The 22,978-nt window shown below is 43.1% G+C and carries 26 protein-coding genes; 2 read left to right on the top strand and 24 right to left on the bottom strand.

Annotated elements, in window-relative coordinates:
* Positions 1 to 253 precede the first annotated feature (253 nt).
* The 11 genes from ACQRBH_RS02180 to ACQRBH_RS02130 form a co-directional block, all read right to left on the bottom strand.
* A complete protein-coding gene (locus ACQRBH_RS02180) occupies positions 254 to 1,186 on the bottom strand; it encodes an AEC family transporter (RefSeq protein ID WP_427760804.1) in 933 nt (310 codons plus the stop codon).
* A gap of 11 nt (positions 1,187 to 1,197) precedes the next feature.
* Positions 1,198 to 2,175, bottom strand: coding sequence for a D-2-hydroxyacid dehydrogenase (locus tag ACQRBH_RS02175; protein ID WP_427760803.1), 978 nt, complete (start codon positions 2,173 to 2,175; stop codon positions 1,198 to 1,200).
* Positions 2,176 to 2,212: 37 nt separating this feature from the next.
* Entirely contained in the window at positions 2,213 to 2,587 is a 375-nt protein-coding gene (locus ACQRBH_RS02170) for a DUF1667 domain-containing protein (protein WP_427760802.1), read from the bottom strand.
* Positions 2,577 to 3,815, bottom strand: coding sequence for an NAD(P)/FAD-dependent oxidoreductase (locus ACQRBH_RS02165; RefSeq protein WP_427760801.1), 1,239 nt, complete (start codon positions 3,813 to 3,815; stop codon positions 2,577 to 2,579). The genes ACQRBH_RS02170 and ACQRBH_RS02165 overlap by 11 nt, the downstream gene beginning before the upstream one ends.
* On the bottom strand, positions 3,802 to 5,268 hold the full coding sequence (locus tag ACQRBH_RS02160) for an NAD(P)/FAD-dependent oxidoreductase (RefSeq protein WP_427760800.1): 1,467 nt from the start codon (positions 5,266 to 5,268) through the stop codon (positions 3,802 to 3,804). The genes ACQRBH_RS02165 and ACQRBH_RS02160 overlap by 14 nt, the downstream gene beginning before the upstream one ends.
* A gap of 2 nt (positions 5,269 to 5,270) precedes the next feature.
* Complete coding sequence (locus tag ACQRBH_RS02155; protein WP_427760799.1) at positions 5,271 to 6,539, bottom strand: lactate racemase domain-containing protein; 1,269 nt, start codon at positions 6,537 to 6,539, stop codon at positions 5,271 to 5,273.
* Positions 6,540 to 6,572: 33 nt separating this feature from the next.
* Positions 6,573 to 7,661, bottom strand: coding sequence for a Gfo/Idh/MocA family protein (locus ACQRBH_RS02150; protein ID WP_427760798.1), 1,089 nt, complete (start codon positions 7,659 to 7,661; stop codon positions 6,573 to 6,575).
* An 11-nt stretch (positions 7,662 to 7,672) separates the two neighbouring features.
* Positions 7,673 to 8,497, bottom strand: a complete 825-nt coding sequence (locus tag ACQRBH_RS02145; protein ID WP_427760797.1) for a carbohydrate ABC transporter permease — start codon at positions 8,495 to 8,497, stop codon at positions 7,673 to 7,675.
* Entirely contained in the window at positions 8,494 to 9,357 is an 864-nt protein-coding gene (locus ACQRBH_RS02140; RefSeq protein ID WP_427760796.1) for a carbohydrate ABC transporter permease, read from the bottom strand. Before ACQRBH_RS02140 ends, ACQRBH_RS02145 begins: the two co-directional genes overlap by 4 nt.
* Before the next feature lie 79 nt (positions 9,358 to 9,436).
* Positions 9,437 to 10,762, bottom strand: a complete 1,326-nt coding sequence (locus ACQRBH_RS02135; protein WP_427760795.1) for an extracellular solute-binding protein — start codon at positions 10,760 to 10,762, stop codon at positions 9,437 to 9,439.
* A gap of 176 nt (positions 10,763 to 10,938) precedes the next feature.
* Positions 10,939 to 11,856, bottom strand: coding sequence for a dihydrodipicolinate synthase family protein (locus ACQRBH_RS02130; protein ID WP_427744648.1), 918 nt, complete (start codon positions 11,854 to 11,856; stop codon positions 10,939 to 10,941).
* Positions 11,857 to 12,166: 310 nt separating this feature from the next.
* Here ACQRBH_RS02130 and ACQRBH_RS02125 point away from each other — a divergent pair, with 310 nt between their 5' ends.
* Both ACQRBH_RS02125 and ACQRBH_RS02120 read left to right on the top strand, forming a co-directional pair.
* Positions 12,167 to 12,961 (top strand): IclR family transcriptional regulator, encoded by a 795-nt coding sequence (locus ACQRBH_RS02125; RefSeq protein WP_427760794.1) that lies wholly within the window; start codon positions 12,167 to 12,169, stop codon positions 12,959 to 12,961.
* Positions 12,962 to 13,055: 94 nt separating this feature from the next.
* Positions 13,056 to 13,352, top strand: a complete 297-nt coding sequence (locus tag ACQRBH_RS02120) for a GNAT family acetyltransferase (RefSeq protein ID WP_347375729.1) — start codon at positions 13,056 to 13,058, stop codon at positions 13,350 to 13,352.
* A 73-nt stretch (positions 13,353 to 13,425) separates the two neighbouring features.
* Here ACQRBH_RS02120 and ACQRBH_RS02115 read toward each other — a convergent pair whose 3' ends face one another.
* From ACQRBH_RS02115 to ACQRBH_RS02055, 13 genes are all read right to left on the bottom strand, one after another.
* Positions 13,426 to 15,066, bottom strand: coding sequence for a Na/Pi cotransporter family protein (locus ACQRBH_RS02115; protein WP_235232264.1), 1,641 nt, complete (start codon positions 15,064 to 15,066; stop codon positions 13,426 to 13,428).
* 123 nt (positions 15,067 to 15,189) lie between these two features.
* Positions 15,190 to 15,546, bottom strand: a complete 357-nt coding sequence (spoVAE, locus tag ACQRBH_RS02110; protein WP_235232265.1) for a stage V sporulation protein AE — start codon at positions 15,544 to 15,546, stop codon at positions 15,190 to 15,192.
* A 93-nt stretch (positions 15,547 to 15,639) separates the two neighbouring features.
* A complete protein-coding gene (locus tag ACQRBH_RS02105; protein ID WP_427744653.1) occupies positions 15,640 to 16,644 on the bottom strand; it encodes a stage V sporulation protein AD in 1,005 nt (334 codons plus the stop codon).
* A gap of 50 nt (positions 16,645 to 16,694) precedes the next feature.
* On the bottom strand, positions 16,695 to 17,153 hold the full coding sequence (locus ACQRBH_RS02100) for a SpoVA/SpoVAEb family sporulation membrane protein (RefSeq protein ID WP_427744654.1): 459 nt from the start codon (positions 17,151 to 17,153) through the stop codon (positions 16,695 to 16,697).
* A 128-nt stretch (positions 17,154 to 17,281) separates the two neighbouring features.
* Complete coding sequence (locus ACQRBH_RS02095; protein ID WP_427744656.1) at positions 17,282 to 17,698, bottom strand: stage V sporulation protein AB; 417 nt, start codon at positions 17,696 to 17,698, stop codon at positions 17,282 to 17,284.
* Entirely contained in the window at positions 17,658 to 18,332 is a 675-nt protein-coding gene (locus ACQRBH_RS02090; RefSeq protein ID WP_427744657.1) for a stage V sporulation protein AA, read from the bottom strand. Before ACQRBH_RS02090 ends, ACQRBH_RS02095 begins: the two co-directional genes overlap by 41 nt.
* Before the next feature lie 2 nt (positions 18,333 to 18,334).
* A complete protein-coding gene (locus tag ACQRBH_RS02085; protein ID WP_427744659.1) occupies positions 18,335 to 18,499 on the bottom strand; it encodes a hypothetical protein in 165 nt (54 codons plus the stop codon).
* A 71-nt stretch (positions 18,500 to 18,570) separates the two neighbouring features.
* A complete protein-coding gene (locus tag ACQRBH_RS02080; RefSeq protein ID WP_427744660.1) occupies positions 18,571 to 19,284 on the bottom strand; it encodes a SigF/SigG family RNA polymerase sporulation sigma factor in 714 nt (237 codons plus the stop codon).
* Positions 19,263 to 19,718: an anti-sigma F factor gene (gene spoIIAB / locus ACQRBH_RS02075; protein WP_427744661.1), complete on the bottom strand. Its 456-nt coding sequence runs from the start codon at positions 19,716 to 19,718 to the stop codon at positions 19,263 to 19,265. Before spoIIAB ends, ACQRBH_RS02080 begins: the two co-directional genes overlap by 22 nt.
* Positions 19,719 to 20,030, bottom strand: coding sequence for an STAS domain-containing protein (locus ACQRBH_RS02070; RefSeq protein ID WP_235232273.1), 312 nt, complete (start codon positions 20,028 to 20,030; stop codon positions 19,719 to 19,721).
* A 103-nt stretch (positions 20,031 to 20,133) separates the two neighbouring features.
* Complete coding sequence (locus tag ACQRBH_RS02065) at positions 20,134 to 21,501, bottom strand: tetratricopeptide repeat protein (RefSeq protein WP_427744663.1); 1,368 nt, start codon at positions 21,499 to 21,501, stop codon at positions 20,134 to 20,136.
* Between the two features lie 23 nt (positions 21,502 to 21,524).
* Entirely contained in the window at positions 21,525 to 21,659 is a 135-nt protein-coding gene (locus ACQRBH_RS02060) for a hypothetical protein (protein ID WP_004607343.1), read from the bottom strand.
* Positions 21,646 to 22,977, bottom strand: a complete 1,332-nt coding sequence (locus ACQRBH_RS02055) for a bifunctional folylpolyglutamate synthase/dihydrofolate synthase (protein WP_427744665.1) — start codon at positions 22,975 to 22,977, stop codon at positions 21,646 to 21,648. The genes ACQRBH_RS02060 and ACQRBH_RS02055 overlap by 14 nt, the downstream gene beginning before the upstream one ends.
* Position 22,978: the final 1 nt, after the last annotated feature.

Genomic DNA, 22,978 nt, shown 5'->3' with positions numbered 1-22,978 from the left:
GATGCTATGGTTACATACAATGATTTATTTACATTTGTAATTATGCTTTGTACCGTTATGACTCTTGTCATAACTATTTTCAGGCGAAAAAAATAGCGCCCCTGTCCTGGTAAGATAAGGCGCTATTCTAAATAACACTTATTTTCCGGCGGTCATTCTTCATCTGACCAACGGCTCTCTCGTTAAATATATTATACGCATTCTCCAAAAACGTGTCAACACTTTCTAAATCTATCTCTCCATTCTCTCCATTCTATAATATAAAGGCAAACAGGATTGCGCTTACAAGTGGAATAGTAACCACTGATGCAAGGGTACTGGTGAAGACACAGGCGGATGCCAATGCCTGATCGCCATGATATTTTGCGGCAAACATGGTCGTACTGGCCGCTGCCGGCATAGCAACAATAATTGCCACAATCCCAATCATAAGTTGATTGGAAATAAAAAGCCTCATAATCAGCGCGATGAATATCGGTGCTGCCATCATCCGCAAAACTACTGCCAGATACACCCGCCACATCCGGGTCATGTAGCGCCCAGATGTGAATGACAGCGCACAGCCAATGGAAACCATACTTAGAGGACTTGTTACCTGATCTACAAATCCCAGAAAATCTTTTAAAAAATCCGGAATCTGGATATTTACCATATAAAAGGCACAGGCGGCAACGGAACTGATTACCATTGGCGTCAGGAACACTTTTACATCCAGCGGATGATTTTCATCTTTTTTTACGAATAATGTGACACCATACGTATAGGAAAGTGTTGTAAATACCATATTGACCACAGCCGCATAAAAGATCGCATTTTCATCAAATATAATCCGAATGACCGGATAACCGATAAAAGCAGAATTACTGAACAATATCATGAATTCACAGATTCCTTTCTGGATATCAGGAATCTGGAACAGGCAGGTCAGAATTTTCGACAGAAAAATCATTATCAACGCAGCAAAACCTGCCTTGATAAGGAGAAGGATAACCTGCCCATTACTCAAGACCCTACTGCTCTTAAAAACGGAATACAAGATTGAACATGGCATCGTCAGATTCAATACGATTTTCGAAAGAAGTCCATTGGAATCTTCATTCATGCATCCTGTCTTTGCACCGATGAAACCAAGTCCTACCGTTAAAAACAGGATTGCCATTTGAGAGATGATCGGTATCATATTCATAACAATATACCTTATCCCTTCCGATATCCCACATCAATATCCACGATATTTTCATAATCTTTCCCCTGCATGTACTTCTCATAATTCTGAACAACAAAATCCAGGATTCTACAGATACTTGGGCTGTCTTGCTCATGTACATTGCCGGATACATGCGGCGTAATCATGACCCTCGGCTGCTTCCACAGCGAATGATATTGCGGCAACGGTTCCGGATCTGTGACATCCAACCCAACTCCCCACAGCATTCCTTCTTTCAGCACTTCCAGAAGATCTTCCGTAACAATCAGATTGCCGCGCCCTACATTGATCAAGATTGCATCCTTTTTCATCAGATGGAGGCGTCTTTTATCCAACAGATGTCGTGTCTCCAAAGTATCCGGAAGACTGCAGGAAACAACATCAGCCAACGGAAGATATTGGTCTAGATCATTCAGCGTAATCATCTCATCAAAATAATCGGGATACTCCCGCTCTCTTCTGCGGATGCCTATGATTTTCTTGACAAAAGGACGCAAACGTTTGGCAAGCTCGCATCCAATATCTCCCGCACCAAGGATCAAAACTGTGCTTTCTTCCAGTGTCTTATCAAAACCAGCCATTTTCCACACCCCCCTGGACTGGTGGTTCTGATATTGAGGCAACCTTTTACACAACGCCAGAATCATCGCCATCTCATGCTCTGCAATGGCAGGTCCATAAGCGCCCGTCATATTGCACAGTACGGCCCCTTGCCGGAACACTTCACACGTCACATACTGTCGAACCCCAGACCACGTGGTCTGCATCCATCTAAGGTTCTGACAAGCATTCAAGTCTTCCGGCTCAGGGTCACCGAGCAATACATCCGCACACTGCAGAGCAGAAATATATTCATCGCGCGTCCAGGAGGAATCATAAAAGACTACATCGCTTTTTCCCTGCGATGCTGCCATAATTCTCTTTCGATACTCTTCATCAAGTGGCAAAAGGACTAATGTATTCTGCATCTTTTTCCTCCTTTTCGTTTCATATTATGAGGCCAGATTATTTTGAAACAGCATCCATATTCTTGGTAACGATCACATCACTGTCGAGTCCACAGACATTGGAGATAACGACCTGATTGATCCGTACCGGTGCTGTCAAACGTACTTTTTGGATTTCCTTCATAACATTAAAAATCTCTTTTTTCGGTATTGCTTTCGTCAGGCGCACACTACACAGCGGCAGCTCAGCCCCTGAAATAGAAACAGTTGTGGCGATTGTTCTTCTCGGATCTTTCAATTCCTGATTAACGTACTCTTCTCCTCGCTTACATAGATTACCGGAGACAATAATCTCTTCTCCTTTTTTCTGAGTCTCAATCACACAGCCATTTGGACATATAATACATGTAAAGGTTCTTTTCTCATCTTTCATATACAGACACCTCTATTTTCTCGTCAGCCTTTATTTTTTCTGCCGGAACTACAAACTGAATCATTTCCGCAGGATTTGCCTTTGGAAGTTTTACTGTCTTTAATTCCACATCTCCCTGCTTCACTGTCACACAACATTTTTTCAATGGTTTGCGCACACGCATAGACAAGCCAAAGTCTTGCTGTCCACTGACTTTCTGTGGAATCACATGACCAATGGCAGCATCTGGTTCTACCGTAATATCGCATTTCGGCAATTCCCCATCTTTCAGATATGCAGCAACACCATCTGCCAGACGTTCTGCTTCCTGAGAAACGAAATCTACCAGATCATGAACATGAAGAACATTTCCTGCCGCAAAGATTCCCGGTACACCTGTCTGATAATTTTCATCGACAACTGCACCTTTGGTCCTGTTATCCAGAAGAACTCCGGCTTCTATAGACAATTCATTTTCCGGAATCAGTCCTACCGACAATACCAGCGTATCACAGGAGAAGTCTTTCTCCGTTCCTGGGATTGGGCGCATGTTCTCATCCACCTGTACAACGGTCACTCCCTCAATACGTGTATCGCCTTTAATATTGACTACGGAATGACTCAGATATAACGGAATATCATAATCATTCAGGCACTGCTCAATATTACGCGGAAGACCGCTTGGATATGGCAGTACTTCAAACACAGCTTTTACGTGCGCTCCTTCCAGAGTCATACGTCTTGCCATGATCATTCCGATATCACCGGAACCCATAATAATGACCTCTTTACCAACCATTGTGTTAAACAGATTAATGTAACTCTGGGCAACACCTGCATTATAGATCCCAGATGGACGTGAGCCTGGAATTGCCAGCGCACCTCTTGTACGTTCCCGGCATCCCATCGTTAAGATTACTGCTTTAGCCTGGACTTGAAGCAGACCATCCTGAGTAGCTGCCGTCACGATCTTATCTCCTGACAGATCTATAACTGTAGCATTAGTAATATAAGGGATCTCCAATTCCTCTACCATATCAATAAAACGCTGTGAATATTCCGGTCCGCTCAATGTCTCACCAAAACGTGTCAGACCAAAGCCATCATGAATACACTGACGCAGAATTCCACCTAATTGCTTTTCTCTTTCAATGATCAGGATATCATCAATTCCCTGCTGTTTTAATTTCACCGCTGCTGCAAGTCCTGCAGGACCACCTCCGATAATTACAACATCATGCTTCTTCATCTGGTCTCACCTCCCCTACGAACATATAGGCATTCTTCTTATTTAAAAGTATCTCTGTCTTGTCTTTATTCAATTCCTGCTGAATCTGTGCTGTGATTCTGGTTTCACAATATCCGCCCTGACAGCGTCCCATGGTTGCACGAGTACGATACTTAATTCCACTGACTGTGCTGACTCCAAGAATATTGTGAATTGCCTGCTTGATCTCGGCTTTTGTAACGCATTCACACCGACAGAAGATCTCACCATAATCCGGATTCTTTTTAATCAGTTGATCCTGAACCTCTTTACTCTGTTCTGCAAAACGAACAATTCCTTTTCGAACAGGATTAAAATCAGGATTTGATGTAAGTTTTTCTGAATTCTTAATCTTTTCCACGACACGTCTTGCAAGCGGAAGAGCACTTGTAAGACCAGGTGACGTAATACCAACAACATTGACTGTACAAGGAACTTCTTCCTTCGTCTGAATCTGGAAATCCAGTTCTTCATCAGAATCCGGATTCTCAAGTGTCGGGAATACACCTGCATAGTTTCGGATGTAATATTCTTTCCTTACATATGGGAACAATTCCGCGCCCATCTTGCCAAGATGCTGGATCATTCCCTGTGTTGCATCGTAGTTCACATTTTTTCCAATCATCTCAATGGTAGGTCCTACCAGAATATTTCCATCAATCGTTGGTGTTACATGAACATCAAATGCACCTGCTTCATTCGGTGTCGGATAGATTGGACGGGACAGTTTATCACCAACACGTTTGTCCAGAATAATATATTCTCCTTTTACTCTGTTCGGTTTATAAGAATCATATCCCAGCATCTCTGCAATCTTATAAGAATAAAGTCCTGCACAGTTTACGATCCAACGTGCCGAAACTGTTTCTTGTGTTGTTGCAATTTCGTAACCATCTGCACTCTTTGTGATACCTGTCACCTCATGATCAAAGAAATGTTTTACTCCGTTCATTGCTGCATTTTCTGCTAATGCAATCGTATAGGAGAACGGACAGAGAATTCCGGCAGAAGGTACAAAAATAGCAAATTCTCCCTGCGCATTTGGTTCCATCTCTTTCAATTCGGATTCATCCAACATACGAATTCCCGGAATTCCATTGTCTAATCCACGCTCATACAAAGCTGTCAGACGCTTCCGTTCCTCTTCTCCAGAACCAACAATGAATTTCCCGCATCGTTTGAACGGTACATCCAACTCTTTTGCTACCTGTTCAAATTCTGCATTTCCTTCCATACAGCATTCCGTACGTAAGGTTCCTCGTTTATGCAGAATTCCTGAATGCAGCAGACCAGTATTGTGTCCGCTGACACCGTTGCAAACATCTAATTCTTTCTCCAACACACAAATCTTAAGCTGATATCGTGAAAGTTCTCTGGCAACGGCATTTCCTACTACTCCACCGCCGATAATGGCGACATCAAATCTTCCATCCATAATCAAACCTCTTTTTCTTCATCCAGATAACCGATCTGTATCGCTCCCATTGGATAGATTGCGACAACCGGATCTTTACCTTTGTACTTTTCCATTAGCTGCTCTAAAATTGTGTCCCAGTCTGGATAGACTTCCGGCACTTTTCCTTTATAAAATTGGCGGATATCTATCTGAGAGACTCCGTCTGAATAGATCATTGTCTGAATTCCTCTTAACTCTTGCGGAGGAATATTATCATCATGCGGAGAGAACAATCTCATTCCCGGGCCAAACAAAGAGTGAAATCCCGGACCTTCGCTGGCTGCTGTCATTGCAACGATCGTTCCATCCTTGCGCACACACGCTTCTTTATGATGCCCCAATACTGCAAAACATGTTCCAATCTGTGAATACTCCGTATCTTTCGGGAACGCCGAAAGCACTGAAATATCTGCATCTGGAACCAATTCTGTTTTCAGTAATTTTGCTGCACTTGCACAGGCTTCTCTGTGTGCTTTGATAAAATGCCCTGCATATGCATCTGCAACTTCCATCTTATTATTCAGGACTACATTCAGTATGAAATCCAATCCTACTTCTCCAACAATATGTTCCATGTTCTTACGCATTGGATTATCAGGATTACAAGTGCTTGTCATAAATGACATACTCTTACTTTTATCTGAAAAGACAAGAGTATGATTGCTTTCTAAAGTTTCAATTCCACCGATTCCCGGAATGACTGCTTTTGCTCCGCCAGAATAACCAGCTAACGTATGAGGAACAATACACCCAACAGCGATTCGAAGTTCTGCATCCATGAAATTCTTATTAATTTTAATGACTTGATTTTCATCTGGTACTGTAACAAGATCATCCGCAAATGGAGAATGGTTCAGTACTGCGACATGATCCATCACCCATTTTCCCACTTTGATCGTCATCTCCTGTTTCGTCATCGGACGATGTCCACCTAACGCCATCAGCACCTTAATCTGCGAATATTCCATACCAGCTGCCACTAATCTTTCAATGACAATTGGTAATAAGAGTGCTCCCGGTGTCGGCCTGGATATGTCATCTATGATAATACAGGCGCTCTTTTTGCCGGCTGCCAGCTCCTGCAAAGTCGAAGTTCCTATTGGATGATCTAGCCTGTCTTCAATCTGCTGCCTGGACATCGACTCTTTTTCCTGCATCTCGCACAGATGAACTTTCCAATTATCCGGAAATAATAATGTTCTTGTCGATTGCTCATACCATTGTCCCCACGGTATCTGAATTTTCTGCATAGCTTACCTCCTATATATTCACATGATCTTTTATTAAAAATATATCGGTTTTCCTTGTTCTGCCGAGCGGTAGATTCCTTCCACGATTTGTGCTGTTACATATGCCTCTTCTACTGTCGGGTCATAGATCTTTCCATCCATCAACTGCTTCATAAATTCTTCATGCTCCCGCTCTGACGCTGACATAGTGCGGTCTTTTGGAGTCAGAGAACGGTAAGATTCCTGGATTTCATTCGTCGTAATGCACATCTTTCCACCCATTTCATGAATGAATGTCACACCATCTTTTTCTCTTAATTTCAATCCTGCATTTGCCCCAAACAGATCTAGGCTCGCTTCTTTTTCTTCCTCAACATTTAATGCATACGAAGCCTCTACGGATAAGGTCATTCCATTTTCCATCACAACAAAACCCAATGCCAGATCTTCTGTTTCAATTTTTTCTGAATCCCAGTTTCCCCACAGATTAGCCTCACTTCCGCGCTTCACAAGCTGATGATGTGCGGTACCTGCTGCATAGACCGGTCTGACATTGCCAGTCAGCCAAAGTGCCAGATCGATTGCATGAGAACCGATATCCATCAACGGTCCGCCACCTTGTACTGCCTTATCGCCGGCGGCTCCCCAAGTCGGAAAAGCTCGCCGCCGAATGGCATATGCTTTTGCATAATATATATCCGATATGACTCCTTCTTCAAACAATCGCTTTGCGTACTGTGCCTGATTCGTATAATGGTTTTGATACGATATATGTAACATTTTTCCATATTTTCTTGATGCATCTATCATTTTCTTCGCATCAGAGGATGTAATTGCCATCGGCTTTTCACAGATTACATGCTTCCCGCTCTTCAATGCATCGATGGAATATTCAGCATGTGTATCGTTCGGGGTCCCGATAAAGACGATGTCAATATTGTCATCGTCCCAAATCTCTTCCACACACTCTGCAACCACCGTGTCATCAGAGCCAAATTCTTCTTTACATGCATCTGCTGCATTCTTGCTTCTATTATAAAGCTTCTTTATATGAAGTCTTGAATCTTTTTTAGCAAGCGGCAAATGTTTTTTCTGCGCAATCGCACCGCAACCAATGAATGCGGCATTCAATACAGAGTCCATACTCGTCTCTCCTAACCTTTCACAGCTCCTGAGGTAACGCCCTTGATAATATACTTCTGGAATACCGTAAATATAAGTACCGGTGGAATAATACCGATAATAGAGGACGCTGCCATAATATGCCAACGAATCGTCGTATCTGACAACAAACTATAAATCGTCAATGTCAATGGATAATCATTTACATTGGACAACAAGAACAGTGGAACAACAAATTCATTATAGCAGTTTACAAATACAAAGATTGCTCCTACTGCGATTCCAGGACCACTGATTGGAACAATTACTTTGGTCAACAGTTTCAGATAATTACAGCCATCAATGGCCGCCGCTTCATCCAATTCCTTCGGAAGAGAGGCAAAATAGCCATAGTGAATGTTTACAACCAGGGCCTGATTCATTGCTGTATATACAATTACCAGTACAAAAGGAGAATTTAACAGTCCCAATGTATTAAACATTCTGTATAATGTTGGCAAAATTACGATACCTGCCATCATCTGCGTAAGCAGCAGAATGAATCGAATCGGCCGGCGCATCTTAAAGTCATATCTTGCGAGTGCAAATGCTGCCGGTACAGATATTAAAGTTGTCAAAACAGTGGCTGCTGCCGCATACAGGAAACTATTGAAAAGTTTTCCTTTGATCAGCATAAATGCATCTACAAAGTTTCTCCATTCGAAATGATGCGGGAACAACTGTGGCTCCAACAGATTCGAATACGGCGTCAACGCGATAATCAATGCGGTATAAATCGGGAGTATTGCAAATACACAGAAGATAACGCACAAGATTACCATTAAGATCTTTCCCATCGTTTTTTTCGTACGTTTCATTCTGTCTCCTCCTTATCTATAAATTTCCAGTAGAAGAGCGTAATAATAACCAGAATAATAATCGCAATCATTGACCATGCAGATGATGTTCCCTGATTCTTCAGACTGAACATCTCTCGATAGATTCTCATAGAAATTGTCATTGTAGCATCCACTGGTCCTCCACCTGTCATACCGTAAATAATATCGAACACGAGGAATGTCCATACAGTCAGTACCGTCAATGTACTTGATGTAATCTCCTTTAAGTTCGGAAGTGTCACATAGAAAAAGTTCTGTATTGCGTTGGCTCCATCCACGCGAGCTGCTTCATATTGGTCTGCCGGTATCGTGGTAAGTGCTGAATAATAATTCATAAACGCAAATGGTGTTGCACGCCAGATACGTGCCACAACAACCGCAACTAATGCATGGTCATAATCCAGAAACTGAATGGATTCATCAATAATACCCAATGATTTTAATGCCACGTTAATAATACCAAAATCCTGATTATATACAAATCGCCAGCAAGATGCGACGATAATCAAAGGAATGGCGTAAGGCAAAAGATTAATTGCCACAACAGCCTTTTTCCCTCTAAATGTCTGATTACAGATCAAAGCCAGTGCTAATCCCAGAACCATCGCTGGAATTACAGAGCCAAATGTCCATATCAATGTGGTAATAACTGTTGAAGGAATATCACCTTTAATAATTTCGAAGTTTTTCAATCCGACAAAGGTTCCTGCACTGGAACCGGTAAAGCCGCGGAATGCACTAATACAAACGTTAATTAACGGATATGCATAGACAAAACACAACAGTATTAACAGTGGTGCCAGTGAACCTATAATTCTCTTTCTTTGGGTCGATCTCAAAACAACACCCCCTTAATTCAAATGGGGGATGCCTCATGCTACCGATGAGGCATCCCCGCAAGTCCAATCGTTAGCTTCTCTATTCGTTGCGGCTCGTTACTTCTTCTACAGCAGCAACAGCTTCATCCATTGCTTCATCTGCGGAAATCTGTCCCAGAATCATCTTCTGCCAAACTTCCTCTAATGCTGTATAGTATGCAGACGGTGTCGCACTGTTCTTTCCGATCATTCCGTAAAGCTTCCAATCCTGTGCTTCATTATAGAATACCTTCCAGTAATCATACTGGAATGCTTCATTATCAAATTCTGAATCATAAAGTGGAGCAGAACCATATGCAAGATGATGCGCCTCTAATTGTTCTGGACTCATCAGGAACTCAATTAATTTTGCAGATGCTTCTGCAGTCTCATCGCGAGTAGCAATCCATCCATTTGTTCCTGCCCATGTAATCTGTTCTCCATTCTCATTAATCGGCATTTCTGCGATTCCGATGCAGCTGTTATCCAGATCATCTCCATAAGCTTCTGTAAATGTTGTTACAGCCCAAGGACCATCAATGATCATTCCAAGTTCTCCGTCTCTTACTAACGGACGTAATTCTCCACGGCCATATTCTGTAGGTGAAGTCTGGAAATATTGTGAAAGTTCTTCTACATACTCTAATGCTTCCATACCTTCATCCGTGTCAAATAATGGCATACTGTCTTCATCAAGGACTTCTGCATCTGTAGCCTGATTAATAAATACTCCTACAAATTCTTCCAAAGTCTCAGAACCGGTAATTGCCGGGCATCCGATTCCTGGCTTACCTGTCTTTTCATAGATTGTCTTAGCACAATTCAAAAGTTCATCCCATGTTGTCGGTGGTGAATTCGGATCCAGTCCTGCTTCTGTAAATAAATCTTTGTTGTAGAATAATACAAACGTATCAACTGAACTTGGAATATAGTAAAGTGCATCTTCTCCTGTATCTACCAGGTCCCATACACTCTCTGGAATTCGCTCGATGAGCTCATCACTGATATAGGATGACAGATCAACCAAATGCGGATTAGCAGAAGAATCATACAGCTTGTTGTCCCACCAGAAGATTACATCTGGCTGTGTATCAGCTTCAAAATATGTAGCATATGTCTGAATCCATCCAGCCCATGATTCATACATGATCTCTACTTCGATATCCGGGTTCTCTTCTTCAAACGCTTCAACAGCCGGTTCAATAAAAGATTTTACTTTTTCTTCATCGCCAGGTCTTAAGACTGTGATCTTTGTCTTTCCATCGCTTGCACCGGAATCCCCGTCGGATTCACCGGAGTCACTGGATTCACTGCTTCCACATGCAACCAGTAAAGAGCCAAGCAGCACGACACACAATAACATACTCACGAATTTCTTTAATTTCATAAATTAACCTCCCATCTAATACATCATTTTTTCTTTTTATAATAACTTTCTCAATTTCATATCTGAATCTAAGACCAGGCTAACTTCCGATCACCGTGCTGCCTTTCCCTGGTCTAGTTATTATACGTTGGAACTGCTACAGTCTGCTGCAGCAGTTCCTGTCCGTTCTAAAATAATTATGCAAGATATCCATACTCTTTTAATGTAGCTTTCAGACGATCCATTGTCTCATCCGGTAACTCAGACAATACAGGCTTGCGGCAATATCCAGCATCTACACCACGAAGTTTCAGACCTTCCTTGATGATCTGAAGCCACAGTACATCACCATTAGAATCAGCTTCTGAGAACAGATGCAGATATGGACGGATCAATTCTGTATGAGCCTTCATAGCTTCTTCCATCTTTCTCTCTTTTGCAAGATGGTAAACTGTGCTGTTCTCCTTCGGGAACAGGTTACCTGTACCACATACCCATCCATCGCTCCAGCAGCTTAATGTCTCAACTGGGCATACATCATATCCGTAGAAGATAGCGAATCCATCATCGGTCAGATGACGAAGGTTCTGCTGACGGAATACATCTGCCTGACGCTCTTTTACTGCATCGATGCATCCTTCGTTGTACAGCTTAGCCATGAATTTATCACTCAGTAAGCATGTAGAATAGTATGGGTTGTGATATAACATTACAGGAATATTGATTGAATCATGGATTGCTTTGTAGTGAGCAACTAATTCCTTCTCGTTTGGAGCCATATACCAAGGAGTAACAGCCATGATTCCGTCTGCTCCATCTGATTCTGCTGCCTGAGACATCTTGATAACATCTGTTGTACGGTAAGCACCTGTAGAGGCAATTACTTTAATGTTGTTATCATGAGCAGCTTCTATGTATGCTTTATTAATTGCGATCTGTTCATCTGTTGTCAAAGCAGTGATTTCTCCTGTACTTCCAGATGGAATGATACCAGTTACACCATTATCAGCCAAGAATTTGGTCAGTTCTTTGATGGCACTGAAATTAATTGATTCATCCTTGTTAAACGGTGTGATGACTGGGATGTAAATTCCATTAAGTTTTTCTTTCTGCATGATAATCTCTCCTTTTCTTTTTGATTCTTGTTTTTGGGTTGGATTTTTATTTTCGGAATACTTGTTCCAAGTTCAACTTACCACAACATATCAGAAAACACAATAAAAATATTTATTTTTCTAAAAAACTGGTATTTTACACAATAAGTTTTTCTTATTTTTGTCGCTATTGCACATTAATAATTATTATATAGATAAATATTTGACATATTTGCACAACATGTATTATATTATATATACCGAAATATATATTCCATACTCTTTCATATTGACCTAAACAACACAATACAGTACAGAAGGGAGGTTCTTTATGAACACACAGACCCCTAAAAATAACGAAACAATAAAAATGGTAGAACGTGCATTACAAGTTTTGGATTTGTTAAGGGCCCCTAACAGTCGTTTTGGTGTAAATGAAATCGCCAAAAAGTGTGATTTGAACCCTTCAACAACCTTCCGCATTTTAAAAACCCTAGAAAAATCGGGATGGGTATTTCAGTTGAGTGATGACCGATATATCAGTGGCGAAAAACTTAGCTTTATTACAGAGAAGAACAATCTCTATCTTGCTCTTCAGGATGTTGCACTTTTTATCATGCAAGACTATACCGACCAATATGGACAGGCAATGAATCTGATGGTACGAAACGGCAAACATTGCGTAATCATCCAACAATCCCGTACCAATCGATTTGTAGACTATGTGCCGCCAATGCATACTGATCTCCCAATCCACGCCTGCGCAGGAGGAAAGATTCTTTTGTCCTCTCTTCCAATCAACTACGCAGAACGGATCATCAACGCCTGCGAACTGACAAAGCTTACCGAAGATACCATCACAGACACGGAACGATTCTGGCAAGAATTAAGGCAGACAGCCACGCAAGGTTATGCTTTTGATCACAAAGAATCAACAGAAAACGGAAGCTGCATTGCCGTTCCTGTCTATGACCGTGAGGGAACCGTGATTGCTGCAATCTCCTTCAGCGGGTTTATAGGAGTGGAGGACACAGACGATCTCCTCAAATACCTGCCCATCTTGCATGAAGTATCTAACAAAATCTCCCACAGCTTATTTCGCGTGGGTACCGAATATTCTGCCTAAAATCGCGAAAGGAGACTTTTCCATTGAAAAATCTATGTTTGCTGGTATACTAATGTTGTGACAACAGATCCATAATATGAAAAGAGGGACTTGTATGATTTCAACGATTGGATTAAATATAAAAGCATTAAAAAAAGAACCTTTTTCAGGTTCCTATCATGGAATGCGTTTTTATCTGTCAGCTTCTGAAGATACTTTGAACACCTGGGTCTACCCGGAGCCCTGGAGCTTTGAGGTTACACCCGATGAGCAGAAAGAACGGAAAGAATTTGCATTTACCCAGGAAGGATTAGACGAAGCAATTGTCTGGATCAATCAACGTTTTGATGAACAACGGACACATTGGGAACAGATTGACAAGGACAAGATGAAGATCGTCCTTGAAGCATAAAAGTGGCGCAGGAGCTCTGAAAATGTCTCAGATTATCCTGCGCCACTATATTTATTATAAATACTATCCCTTACTATGCCTGCTGTTCCAGCACTTCTTCTGCGATATTTCGTGCATGGTCGGAAATACGTTCCAGACATACCAGAGCATCCAGGAACACAACACCTGCCTCTGTGTTGCACTGGTTATTCGCAAGACGCTTGATGTGCTTACTTCTAAGCGTAATCTCAAGATCATCTGCCTGCGTCTCTTTTTCAATAACTTTCAGAGCCTTCTCCCGGCTTCTTTCTGTAAATGCTTCATATGCATATTTATAACTATCCGCACATACATCCAGCATTTCTTTCAACTGTGCAGTCCCCACCTCAGAGAAGGACACTTTCTTCTCATACAAGGTCTCCGCAAATTCGGAAATATTTTCGCAGTAGTCACTGATACGCTCGATATCGGAAATCATCTGGAGCAGATGAGCGACATCCTGATGTTCCTTCTCGCTAATCTGCAAAGAACTCAGCTTGATCGCGTAATTTGTGATGCCTGCACTTAATTTATCTACGGTATCTTCTTCTTCCTTCAGAAATTGGATATCTTCTTCTTTTAGTGTAAAGAGTACCTCTTTTGCTACTTCTAAAGACTCTTCCACAATCTTGGCCATACGCGCAACTTCTTTTACCGTTGACTGCAAAGCGATTCCAGGAGTCTCTAAGATACGGTCATCCAGAAGAACAACACTCTGATCCTGTCCATCTTCATCCACACGGCCAATCTTCTTCGCCAGTGTAATGATCCAGCCAGATACTGGGAAGAGAAGCACTGTCGTTCCAATATTGAATGCTGTATGCACCATACTGATCTGTGTCTGACTGATCATTCCTGCTCCCATCGTCGGATTGATAATCTCGAAAAATACGATTGCAAAAACACTAAAAATAACAGATCCAATAATATTAAACAACAGATGCATCAAAGCAGCTGTCTTCGCATTTTTCTTAGCTCCAAGACTTGATAAGATTGCAGTCACACAAGTACCAATATTCTGACCCATGATGATGTAGACTGCTGCGCTGAACGGAACCAGTCCTGCCGCTGCAAGGCTCTGCAGGATACCGACCGAAGCTGAGGAGCTCTGAATCACCGCAGTTACCAACGCACCTGTCAGGATTCCCATAATCGGATTATTTCCTAATGTTACCAGTATTCCACAGAATGCTTCTGATTCCTGCAAAGGCTCTACCGCAGAAGACATGGTTGTAATTCCGATAAAGAGTAGACCAAATCCGATAATGATACTAGATATTTCCTTCGAGGAACGTCTCTTTCCTGTCAGCATGATAACAACACCAAGTATCACTGCGATTGGCGCCAGTTTTGCCGGACTTAAAAACTTTGCCCATTCTACTGCTGATACCAGCCATCCGGTTACCGTCGTACCGACATTGGCACCCATGATGACGCCCATTGCCTGTGTCAGGTTCATGATTCCGGCATTTACAAAACCGACAACCATGACGGTCGTTGCGGATGAGCTCTGAATCACAGCTGTAATTGCCGCTCCCAGAAGAACACCCATCAATTTATTCTTGGTCAGGACCTCCAGCAAAGTCTTCATCTTATTTCCTGCTGCATTTTCCAGGCCCTGAGCCATAATCTGCATACCATAGATGAACATTCCCAATCCACCGACAAATGGTATGATAATGTCTAAGTAATTCATTGGTTTCCTCCTACTAATATATGCACATGTGTTAAACCCACCTTTTTTACAATAACATCTATAAATAGAGAAAACAACAAATTTTTCGATTTTCTTAACAATTCTTTTACTTTTTTCGACCTTTTACTTCTTCATCTTCGGTTCGAAAATCAAGGATGCCAAATAGCCGAAAATCAATGCCGCCGATATCCCCACCGCACTGGCTTTGAAACCTCCCATAAAGATACCGATAAATCCCTCCTGATCCACTGCTTCCTTCACACCTTTCCATAACAGATTGCCAAATCCGGTAAGCGGTACGCTCGCTCCGGCTCCGGCAAACTCCTGAAAAGGCTGGTAGATCTGCAATGCTCCAAGTACCGCCCCGGTACAGACCAAAAGCACCATGACACGCCCCGGCATCAATTTCGTCCTGTCTAATAAAATCTGTACGACGGCACATATCAAGCCGCCGACCCAAAATGCATTTATATAATCCATGTTAACCTCCTAAAGTGGGGACGGGGGTTTTTTCATTTTCCTCCGTCCCAGATGAAAATCTCCGTGTCCCTTTTTCAATTTGCCGTGTCCCCATCAGCAATGTTCGAGTACAATCCCATGTGCAATCCCCGGGACGCTGGCTCCTTCGTTGTAGCTGACGGTGGACATTAGTGCCCCGGTCGGGACAAATAATACTCTTTTCCATTCGCCTTTTTCTATTTTGGGCAGAATATATGCGGACAATGTGGTCGCAGCGCATCCACATCCACTTCCTCCTGCATGAGTATCTTGTAACTGTTGATTGAAGATTGTCATGCCACAGTCCATATGATTGGCTTTAATATCATATCCTTTTCCCCGCATAAGATCGAAAAGAATGCTCTGGCCGACGTATCCGAGATCTCCGGTTATGATACGGCTGTAATCTTCTGGTGTACGCTCAAAATCTTCAAGATTTCTTATAATAGTATCGCAGGCGGCCGGTGCCATACACGCTCCCATATTCTGGGAATCTTTCAACCCATAATCAATGATTTTTCCTATGGTGACTCCGGTAATCCTGACATGACTTCTTCTTTTTCCTACGATAAATGCACCGCTTCCCGTCACAGTCCATTGCGCGGACAGTGGTCTTTGGCTTGCATATCCTAATGGGAAACGGAACTCCTTCTCTGCACTGGCGAAGTGGCTGGATGTCACTGCCATCATATATTCTCCATATCCCGCTGCCACACTCATAGATGCCAACGCCAGTGCTTCTCCCGAAGTCGAACATGCTCCAAAAAGTCCGAACACTGGAATCTCCAATTCTTCCACCCCCATCGAAGTCGCTACTCCCTGCCTCAAAAGATCTCCCCCAAAAAGATACCGGATATCCTCTGGCAGTAACTGTGCCTTTTCAAGTGCCAAAAGACAAGCCTCTTTCTGCATAGCACTTTCTGCCGATTCCCAATTATCTTCTCCAAATAAATCCTCTGTCTCTATCAGATCAAACATATTTCCCAGAGGTCCTTCGCCTTCTTTCTTCCCTACCACAGATGCACTGGTAATAAGGAACGGCGACTGCTCAAATGCAATACTTTGTAATCCCTTTTCCATACATTATTCTCACTTTCTTATTGACAACCTATTTATTTTCCCAAGTCAGGCTATACAATACCACTGATTTTCAATATCCAATATCCAAGTCCCAAAAGCCAGCTTGTAAAGATTCCATACAAGATGACCGGTCCTGCAATGGTAAATATTTTACAGCCGACTCCCATGACCTGTCCTTCTTTTTTATACTCAATAGCCGGGGCTGCCACTGAGTTGGCGAATCCAGTAATCGGAACCAAAGCACCGGCACCACCCCATTTTGCAATACTTGGGTAAATATTAAATCCCGTCAAAACCACACTGAGCAGCACCAGAATCATGGAAGTCCAGCCACCGCTGATATCCTTGCCAAGTCCCATCTTCTCACAATAATTTAAGATCGCCTGTCCAATTACACAGATAGCACCTCCTACCACAAATGCTTTTGCCATATTTGCAGGGAGATTGTGCACCGGCGTCTTTTGCTTTACATAATTTTCATATGCTTGTTGCTGCTTTTTCTTGTCCACAATTACTTACCTCCATATCATTTCACTATCATATTTTCATCTATTTAAATGGGGACAGGGCAAATCCAAAAAGGGACAGGGATATTTTCATCTGGGACGGAGGAAAATGAAAAAACCCCCGTCCCCACCTACCATCTTTCTGTGAAGAATACGAGCGCCCCGATTCCTTTGCCAATTGCCATCCCCAGTATGAGGTATTGTATTCCTCCGACCAGCCGAACTCGTCGTATAAAGATGGGGAATACGTTGAGGATTTCTGCCAATGCCATGGCCCAGCACCCTACGAAGATTCCGCCAAACAGGCCGAAGACTGGTACCATCCATTCTCCATGTGGAATGGCGATATGGTATATGAAGAAGATATTCCCCAGGATTCCGCCGAGAGCTACGCTGGTCTCGTAGAGAAGAATGTGTTCTCCGGTGTGTGTCCGGTCGGCAAAGTCTGAGATGACGCCGAGACCACTGATAAAGGAGAAGAGTCCTCCTGCCACCACTAACCCGGAGTTAAGGCCGATGACGGCCAGTATGATCTGTGCTGCCCACATCCAGTTCTTTCTCCTTTCTGGAGTAATTCTCAATCAGGGTTGTCTGAATATCGTTTTCGTATAGCCGCATCTCTACTTCCATAGGTGTTGGATCAACAGTAAACTTTTTCTTTCCGAAATGATTGAAGAACGTCAATATTCCTACAATCAGTCCGATACAATAAGTAAGCTCAAGTATCGTAAATCCATCCGAAGTCTTACCCGTCAGTAATTGGTAGATCTGCGCGAACATCTTGGTAGTGTCTACATCGTTGTTAAATGCCATAATAGAAAATGCTGCCCCTATAAAGCTGATGATCACCACCGCCGTAATCTTCGTATAATGCCAGATACCTCCAGAATCTTTTTGTACTTCATAGGTAACAATAAAATCAGTCTCTCCCATATTCTCCACATTGATATTGGGATATTCCTTGTGAATACACTCAATCACTTTTAATACTGAGACTGCAATCCGATTCTGATTCTTGTTATCCGTATGATGAAATTTCAGCAATCTTATAGTTTTTAGTTTGGGTACAATATGTGGATTCGAACATTCCATGGTCAGCACATCTCCCAACGTAACATCAGGGTTGCTCACCTCCACATCCCGGTCTGCCTTAATGTATACTGTCTCATTACTTCCTGCCATCTCTATCTTCCATCCTCCACAATCTCTTTCTCCAGACGGACCAGCGTTCCTTCACTGACATTATTCTGTTCTCTTACACTGCCAAAATAATAGATACACCCAACAATGACTGCCACTGCCACAACGCAGATCAGGCATACCCTGAGCTTTTTCCTTGCCTCATCCATACGATCCACCTCTTCATTCTTTTTGCAGATTAGTATGGATGATTTCAGAAAAAATATACATGGTATGCCTGTTATATTCGTTCCCGCAGATTTTTCAATATTTTCTTTTCCATTCGCGACACCTGAACCTGCGAGATTCCCAATGTCTTTCCTACCTGAGATTGCGTCTGATTAGCAAAATAGCGCAGATAGATCAGCTGTCGTTCTTCTTTGTCCAGATAGGCCAGCAGCTGTTGTAACAGCATATGATCCAGGATCCGGTCTTCGTTCCCTTCTTTTTCAGGCAGCTTGTCCATTAGACGGATCTCCTGCCCTTCTTTCTGGAAAATCGGTTTGTGCAGGGATTCAATATCACTGTTGGCATCCAGCGCCATGGTAAGTTCTTCTCTCTCCACACCAAGTTGCTCCGCAATCTCTGTGACCGTCGGGTCCCTCCCCCATTGTTCCTGCAATTTTTCCTGACAAATATATGCCTTGTAAGCCAGTTCCTTCAGAGAGCGGCTGACCTTGATCATACCGTCATCCCTTAGGAATCGTTTGATCTCCCCCGAGATCATTGGCACCGCATAGGTAGAGAACTTAACATCGTAAGTCAGATCAAACTTATCAATTGCTTTTAAAAGTCCAATATTCCCCACCTGGAAGAGATCCTCCGCCTCGACACCCCGGTTATAGAACCTCTTCACAATACACCAGACAAGACCGGCATTTTCCTCCACTAATCGTGTTCTTGCTTCTTCATCCCCTTCGTGAGATCTCTGAATCAAAGCGATTGTGTGGTCCATAATCTCCGTCCTTTTCCAATTGTTTTTTCCATCTTGACTGTCGTCCCCTTTCCAGGAGTGGATACGACTTCCAGACGGTCCATGAAGGCCTCCATAAAGGAGAACCCCATTCCAGAACGATCCAGCTCTGGTTTTGTTGTGAACATCGGCTCCATCGCCTGCTGCACATCCTCAATTCCTTTTCCTTCATCCGATATCTCCAGATAAAGCGTCTTATCCTCAGTACGGCAACGGATACAGATGTTATGTACCTCATTTTCATATCCATGAATGATTGCATTGGTCACTGCCTCAGAGACCGCCGTCTTCACATCGGATACTTCTTCCACCGTCGGATTCAACGCTGTCATAAATGCCGCCACCGTCACTCTGGCAAATGATTCGTTGGACGAGCGGCTGTCAAAGATTAACTGCATCTCATTGGTATGTTCCATCTACTTATCCTCCTCATATATCTGCATTATTTTGGTTACTCCTGACATCGTCAATATCTTCTTCATTCTTTCATTGGCATGCACTGCACACACCTCTCCTCCCAGCATATAGATTCGTTTATAACGCCCCATGATCACACCGATCCCGGAACTGTCCATAAAATTCGTCTCCGCAAAATCAAAGATGACATACCTGATATGATTGTGTTCAATTAAGTGATCTGATTCCTTCCTGATCTCTTCGGCATTGTGGTGATCCAATTCTCGGGGCAGGAACACCGTCAGACAATTCTCCTGTACCTGATACTTCATATTCGTCTCCTTCCTCAAAGCTGTTCTATACGTAAAAAAGAACAGAAAAAAGGACATGCACATATTTTTATGCATATCCTTTTCTTTTGTATATAAAAACTCCCTATTCTTCTGTACTTCCTGCATCACCGTCAGCATTATCGCCACCGGAATTCTGCGCATCCAGAGCTTCCTGAGCAGCATTTGCCGCATCTGTATCCGGATAATCTTCGATAATCTTCTGATACTTCATATTCGCCTGATCCTGGTCACCCTTCTTCTCATAGGACTGTGCCAACAAGAGCATTGCTGCCCCGTCATTATAACCTGCATCCATCTGCATGACCTGTTCCAGATTGGTAATTGCCGTATCATAGTTGGCAACTTCATAATTCTGCTGAGATGTTGCAAATAGATTCGAACACATTCTTGGATATAACTCCGATGTAATCTCTTCAAACTTATCCCTTCCAACTGTCCCCAGCGAATCTGCATTCACCTGCAGAAGCTCCTCCAGCATAGCGGCATCACTCATATCCCCTGCCCGGTAATGGGCTGCAATCGACATCACAATCTCATAACTGCTCTGCGTGGATTCTGCCGTGGCCTGTGCGTTCTGCGTCTCTTCACTGGTAGAGCGATATTCTTCCAGTTCTTTTTTCAGTGCGCTGATCTGCGCCTCCTGAGTGGCAATCTTATCACTGAATTCCACCGTCTGCTGATTCACCTTTTCCTGCCGGGAAGCGTTCATCGCCGGCATGATTAAAAACCACATCACAGCCACGCCTACCAATACACCCAGTGCAATATTCACAACACTGTGCAGCCCGGCATTATCCTTATAACTGGAAGATACCGGTTGAATAATAGTCTCATTACCAATATTGTAGGTAACAGTATGCTTTTCCTTCTTGTCTTTTTCCTTAATCTTCACCGTCCTTGCCTTACGGATCTGATTCAATTCATGCATATATCGCAGGGTAATCTCATTCGTCGTATCCAGCTTATGGGCGGCACGGATGGATTGCCTCGCTTCCCCATACTGTTCCGTCTTGATATAGAGCAACGCCAGCAGCTGATGCGCTTTTACGAACGTCGGATGGGCAGCCACAGCCTTTTTCAGCTGAATGATCGCCAGGTCCTCACCATTCTGCTGACAGTAGAGCAAAGCCTGATTATATCTCCGGATCGCCTGGTTGATCATCTCCAGTTCTTCCTGAGACTCCCGGACTTTCTGAATATAGTAATTGGCAATGTTCTCATGAGACTGAAAATTCTTACTCAAGACCCACTCTACCAACGCCTCTACAATATCTCCTCGCCCATAATACACAAGCCCCAGCAGATTCCTGGATGCAATATTCCCTCTATTATACTGTAAACTCTTCTTCAAAGATGCAATCGCACCGGACAGATCCCGAATCTTCGCTTTCTTCAATCCATCATTATACCAGTACATGGACTGGTAAGACAATTTTGTTGTATAATCCATATACTACCCTCGTACCCCTTCAACTACTTGGTTTGTTCAATCATCTCTCGTAAAATATCCGTCATGTCTGTCAGATCTTCCTGATAGACAGCGTCCTCTATATCCTCTACTTCCAGACTCGGCTGGAACTTCTTTAACTCTTCTTCAAAATTTAGCATGGTAACCGCCTCCTTCCAACAGCTTCTTTACCATTCCCGCAAGGTACAGGGAACCCAGGCAATAGACATCACCGTGTTCACCCCTCTGCTTTTCTGCCACCTTAAGTGCATCTACTATATCCACTTCACAGATAACCGGCTTCGTCGTATATCTCCTAAACACCCGTCCCAGTTCTTCTGCCGGGACCTTTCTCGCGTCTTCAATCTCCGTAATCACATAGGCTTTCGCATTGAGATTCTCACACAGATAAGCAATCATCTGCTCATACTTCTTGTCACTCACTGCAGAGAACAGAATCACCGGACCTTCTCCTTCATCCGCGCCAAGTGCTTTCATACTCTCTACAAATGCCTCGATTGCTCCGGGATTGTGGGCACCATCAATCACAAGATGCGGTGCCGCCTGCTCCATTCTGCCTTCCCAGTGAATCGAAGCAAGTGCCTTCTGCCACCGGTCTTCATGGATAACTTCTCCTTGCAGCAGATATTCCGCTGCTTCCAGTGCAATCTCTGCATTCATTGCCTGATAGCATCCACAGATCGGCACCTGATAGATAACATCTTTATCATACGCATTCACCCGTGAAAATGCAATATGTTTCCGGGTAACTTCTTGGATTTCGAACGCATTTTTCGATATTTCTCTACAAGGAGCCCCCTGCTTACGGGCTGTCTGACGGATGACCTCAGCAGCTTTTGGATTGCTCCCGTCATAGAAGATCGGGACTCCACGCTTGATAATTCCGGCCTTTTCAGCTGCAATTTCTTCAATCGTATCTCCCAGAATTGCCGTGTGATCAAGACTGATCGACGTAATAATAGAAAGTGCAGGCCGCGGGATGGAATTCGTCGCATCCAGCCTTCCACCCAGACCAGTCTCCAATATAATGTATTCCACATCCGTACCGGCAAATGCTTTCATGCCCATCCCCAGTAAAAATTCAAAATAAGAGGGATGTGCAATTCCCTCTTCTTCCATCTGTCTTACGACTTCCAGCACCTGCAAAAATACCCGGAGAAACATCTCATTATCTATCTGTGTATGGTCTACTTGTATCCGCTCGTTCACAGATACAAGATGAGGGGAAGTAAAGAATCCTGTTCTTTTCCCCTCTGCCATTAAGATTGCCTGCAAATACGCACACACAGAACCTTTCCCGTTGGTCCCTGCCACATGAATAATCTTCCGGTCCATACCCGGATCACCAAGTCTTCGCAAGAATTCTCTGGTATGTTCCTGCGTGTGCTTTTGCGTAAATTTTGGTATTTCTTCGATATAAGCAGTCGCTTCCTCATATGTGAATGACTCTTTTATCATC

Origin of the sequence: Bariatricus sp. SGI.161 (genome assembly GCF_050313695.1) — a bacterium.
In the GTDB taxonomy this organism is placed as follows: Bacteria; Bacillota; Clostridia; order Lachnospirales; family Lachnospiraceae; genus JAFBIX01.
This window is presented reverse-complemented; position numbering and strand designations above follow the sequence as displayed.